Origin of the sequence: Saccharopolyspora sp. (assembly GCF_017434145.1) — a bacterium.
GTDB classification, from domain to species: domain Bacteria; phylum Actinomycetota; class Actinomycetes; order Mycobacteriales; family Pseudonocardiaceae; genus Saccharopolyspora_C; species Saccharopolyspora_C galaxeae.
On sequence record NZ_JAFRFW010000168.1, the window covers coordinates 1 to 4,505 of the forward strand.

6 protein-coding genes are annotated in these 4,505 nt (G+C 70.6%); 1 reads left to right on the forward strand and 5 read right to left on the reverse strand.

From position 1 onward, the window contains the following. Positions 1-428: HAD family phosphatase (locus tag IJH84_RS04755; protein WP_295140689.1), on the reverse strand; the 428-nt coding region annotated here is incomplete at its 3' end. 310 nt (positions 429-738) lie between these two features. Here IJH84_RS04755 and IJH84_RS04760 point away from each other — a divergent pair. Beyond that, complete coding sequence (locus IJH84_RS04760; RefSeq protein WP_295140700.1) at positions 739-1,578, forward strand: PAC2 family protein; 840 nt, start codon at positions 739-741, stop codon at positions 1,576-1,578. A 47-nt stretch (positions 1,579-1,625) separates the two neighbouring features. Here the strand turns inward: IJH84_RS04760 and IJH84_RS04765 are convergent, their stop codons facing one another. The 4 genes from IJH84_RS04765 to IJH84_RS04780 form a co-directional block, all read right to left on the reverse strand. After that, positions 1,626-2,855, reverse strand: a complete 1,230-nt coding sequence (locus IJH84_RS04765; protein ID WP_200069710.1) for a styrene monooxygenase/indole monooxygenase family protein — start codon at positions 2,853-2,855, stop codon at positions 1,626-1,628. 23 nt (positions 2,856-2,878) lie between these two features. Beyond that, positions 2,879-3,475, reverse strand: a complete 597-nt coding sequence (locus IJH84_RS04770) for an ATP/GTP-binding protein (RefSeq protein WP_200069711.1) — start codon at positions 3,473-3,475, stop codon at positions 2,879-2,881. Further along, positions 3,450-3,776, reverse strand: coding sequence for a DUF742 domain-containing protein (locus IJH84_RS04775; protein ID WP_295140706.1), 327 nt, complete (start codon positions 3,774-3,776; stop codon positions 3,450-3,452). Before IJH84_RS04775 ends, IJH84_RS04770 begins: the two co-directional genes overlap by 26 nt. A 175-nt stretch (positions 3,777-3,951) precedes the next feature. After that, the gene (locus IJH84_RS04780; protein WP_295140694.1) at positions 3,952-4,389 is read right to left on the reverse strand and encodes a roadblock/LC7 domain-containing protein; all 438 of its coding nucleotides are present in this window, start codon (positions 4,387-4,389) and stop codon (positions 3,952-3,954) included. Positions 4,390-4,505: the final 116 nt, after the last annotated feature.

Consider the following 4,505-nt stretch of genomic DNA (forward strand, 5'->3'; position numbering starts at 1 on the left):
ACCTCGTCGCCGCAGACGGTGACCTCGAAGGAGTCCCGGCCGTGGGTGTCCAGCCCGATCTCGGCCAGCGAGCGGAGCGTGGAGGTCACCAGCGCGGTCGGCACGCCGAGCGCGCTCTCGCCCGCCAGCGCCTCCAGCGCACCCGGCCGCCACGGCAGACCGCCGCGGAACAGTTCGGCGCTGCGGGCTTCGACCCAGTCGGCGGCCGCGGCCACCTCGGCCTCGGTGGTGCTCAGGCCGAGGGCTTCCAGCAGGATCCGCATGCTGGTGCTCATGTTGGAGCCGACCATGGTCTCGCGGGTGGCCAGGCTGAGCTCGCCGCCGCGGTAGGTCGCGTAGTCGCCCAGCGCGATGCTCCACAGCTTTTCGGAGTCGACCAGGGTGCCGTCCATGTCGAACAGGACGGCGGCGGGGGCGGTATCAGTCATCGCGGCCGGTTCCCGGCGTGCTCGCAGTTGCCACGCGTCCCAGTAGAGCAAAACCCCGCGGGACCTTGACAAGGAAGGTGGCCGATCCCTCCCGCGGCGGCGCGTGTCCGGTTGCGGGATGTCGGGCGCTGCGGTTCGCGATAGGTCGTAGGCTGACACGGTGAACGATCGCGAACCACGCTCCGCAGACCCGGTGGACCGGACCGAAGGGAGCCCCACAGCGGCCAGCGAGACCGGGACCGGCACGAACGGCGCCGGCGAGACCGAGGCCGATCGGAACGGCACCGGACCGGCCAAACCGGACGGCCCGGTGGCGATCTTGGGCTTTGAAGGATGGAACGACGCAGGCGACGCCGCCAGCTCCGCGATCGAGCACCTGGAACTGACCTGGGACGCCGACCCGCTCACCGAGATCGACCCGGATCCGTACTACGACTTCCAGGTCTCCCGGCCGACGGTGAAGCTGATCGACGGCGTCACCCGCCAGGTGACCTGGCCGACCACGCGGCTGTCGGTGTGCAGGCCGCCGGGTGCCGACCACGACGTGCTGCTGGTGCACGGCATCGAGCCGAACATGCGCTGGAACGCGTTCTGCTCCGAACTGCTCGGGCACCTCAACGAAGCGGGCGTGCGCACGGTGGTGTCGCTGGGCGCGCTGCTGGCCGACGCGCCGCACACCCGGCCGGTGCCGGTGACCGGCACCGCCTACGACGCGGATGCGGCCGCGCACTACGGGCTGGAGCGGTCCCGCTACGAAGGCCCGACCGGCATCGTCGGCATCTTCCAGGACTCCTGCGTGCAGGCGGGCATCCCGTCGATCGCGTTCTGGGCGGCGGTGCCGCACTACGTCTCGCAGCCGCCGTCGCCGAAGGCCACGCTGGCGCTGCTGCACCGCGTGGAGGAGACGCTGGACCTGGAGGTGCCGCTGGGCAACCTGCCGGACCAGGCGGAGGAGTGGGAGACCACGGTCAGCGAGATGGCCGAGGAGGACGAGGACGTCCGCAACTACGTCCGCGCGCTGGAAGAACGCGGGGACGCCGAGGTGAAGCTGACCGAGACCAGCGGTGACGCCATCGCCGCCGAGTTCGAGCGCTACCTGCGCCGCCGCGGCCCCGGCGGCAAGGGACCGCTCGGCCCGGGACCGGGCTGACTTCAGGCGAGAACGCCCTCCGCGCGGAGGGCGTTCTCGCGTTCAGCTCACGCCACGGAGGCCAGGTACCGGTCGGCCAGCTCCGGGTCGAACAGCCACTCGGCGAAGGTCGAGGGATCGTCGAAGCCGTTCACGAACCGCCCGGCCACTTCGTCGCTGTGCTGCGCCGCGCCGAGGATCCGCATCATGTGCTCCGGCAGCGGTTCCAGCATCGCGTTCGTCCACCTCGTCACGTGCGCCGCGTAATCCCAGTACCGCTCGAAGGTGGTCCGCATCCAGTCCGCGTCGAACGGTTCCGCGCCGCGTTCGACGATGCTGTGCTGGAACGACGCCGCGCACTTGGCGGCGTTGTTGGAGCCCTGCCCGGTGATCGGGTCGTTCGCCACGACCACGTCGGCCATGCCGAGCACCGCCCCGCCGGAAGGCAGCCGGCCGACCGGTTTCCGCACCACCGGCGTGTAGCCGCCGGTCAGCGTGCCGCGGGCGTCGGTGAGTTCGGCGCCCGCGAAGCGCTCGTACTCCCAGGGGAAGTACTCGCGCATCAGCCCCAGCATCCGCTGCCAGTGCTCGGCCGGCTCCGGGCGGTCCCGGAAGGAGTCCAGCGCGCCGCCGGGGACGGCCTCGAAGAACGGGATCTCGCAGGGCCCGCTGAAGGTGTAGCCGGGGATCACGAACAGCTCCCCCACCCCCGGGCACGGGTTGAACCGCACCGCGTCGCGGTCCGGGTGCTCCGGGCGCCGCCCCGCGCCGTGCACGTAGGAGACCGTGAGCATCCGCTGCGGCGAGGTGAACCTGCAGCGTTGCGGGTCCCGGTCGAACAGCTCGACCAGTTCGCCCTTGCCCGCGGCGACCAGCACCAGTTCGTAGTGCTCGGTGAGCCGGTCCAGGTCGGCGGTGGTCACGCCGTGGTAGATCACCTTGCCGCCGCGGTTCTCCAGCAGCTCCAGCCAGCCCGCCATCTTCACCCGCTGGTCCACGGACTGCGCGTAGCCCGCCAGCAGCCCGACCCATTCCAGCGCGCGGGAACCGTCCGGGCCGCCGACCGAGACCCCGACTCCGGTGACCTTCGGCGTCTGCTCCTCCCAGAGGTTCAGCCCGAGGTCGCGTTCGTGCTGCAAGGCGTTGTGGAACATGCACTGGGTGGAGGTCACGCGGCCGTTGCGGATCTCTTCCGGGGTGCGCGCGGACATCACGGTCACGTCGTAGCCCTGGTCGTTGAGCCCGAGCGCCAGTTGCAGCCCGGCCTGCCCGGCACCGACGATCAGTATCTTGCGCATCGCCTACTCGTCCTCCTGCTCGATCATGCCGCGCCGGAGACCACGTTCAGCCGCATGGTGTGCGACACCAGCGCGCGCAATGCGTCCACAGTGGACACGCTGTCGCGGGCGTCGCAGGTGACCAGCGGGGTCTCCGGGCTCAGCGCCAACGCGTCGCGCACCTCGTCGAGCTCGTAGGGCAGCTGCCCGTCGAAGAGGTTCAGCGCGACGATGAACGGCACGTCCGAGTCGTGCTCGAAGTAGTTGATCGCGGCGAAGGACTCCTGCACCCGCCGGGTGTCCACCAGGATCACCGCGCCCAGCGCGCCGCGGGCCAGGTCATCCCACAGGAACCAGAAGCGGGCCTGCCCGGGCGTGCCGAACAGGTACAGCATCAGGTCGGAATGCAGTTCGATGCGGCCGAAGTCCATCGCCACCGTGGTAGTGGTCTTCGCGCCCTCCGGATCCGGCTCGTCGATCCCCGCAGCTGCCTCGGTCATCCACGCCTCGGTGTTCAGCGGAGGGATCTCCGAGACCGAGGAGACGAACGTCGTCTTGCCGACGCCGAACCCGCCCGCGATGACGATCTTCGCCGAGAGCATCAGCTCGGCGGGGTCATGCGGAGAGCTTGTTGAGGCCATCCAGAACCCTCTCCAGGATGTCGTGGTCGTAGCGGTATGCGTGCCCGGTGGGGTGGATGAACACCGCGCCGTCCGCGGCCAGGTCGCTGACCAGCACCCGGATCACGCCGAGCGGGATGCTCAGGATCGCGGAGAGCTCGGCCAGCGAGATCGGCCTGCGCGCGGACTCGTAGACCGACCGCGACTCGGGCAGCAGCCCGGTGGCGAACTCGGCGTCGTAGTTCGGCACCGAGATCATCGTCTCCACCAGCAGCTGGTGGCGGGTGCGGGTCCGGCCGCCGGTGAGCGCGTACGGGCGCACCCGGCTGCTGCGGGACTCGGGCTTTCCGGGATCCGGGTGCGTGCGTCCCGGTTCCCGGAGGTGGTGCGGCTCGGAGTCCTGGGCTCCGCGATCCTGCGAGTTCTGGTGTTGCTCCCCCGCCGCGCCGGAATCGCTCCGCGCGGTTGCACTCATCTCGTTACCTCCCGCATCCGCGTCACGCCGGCCGCCGCGCGCTGACCACGCGGCGCAGGTCGGCGCGCACCTCCGGGGTCAGCGCGTGCCCGGTGTTCTCGACGAACTGGGTCATCTCGTAGGCCACCACCCGCATCTGCGCGTCGTGCGCGGTCAGCACCGCGAGCCCGGCTCCCGAACCGATGCCCATGAACAGGAAGTACCCCTGGCTGAGCCGGATGATGATCTGCTCGCAGGTCCCCTTGTCGAACAGCGCCGCGCTGTTGTGCGCCAGGCTGAGCACTCCGCTGGAGATGGCGGCCAGCTGCTCGGCGTCGTCGCCGGAGATCGACGAGGATCCGGCCAGCGGCAGCCCGTCCGCGGACAGGATCAGCGCGTGGGTAGCCCCGGCGACCCGGTCGACGAAGTCGTCGACGAGCCAGTCGAAATCGCGTCCTGTGGTGTCGTTTCCCGCCGTCACTGTTGATTTCCTCCGGGCGTGCGGCCGGTGCCGCGCCGGTCTCGGGTGTGCTGCTGGTCCCGGTCGTGCGGTTGCTCGCCGGCCCCTTCCCGGCCGTTCTGCTGGTGGTCGGCCCG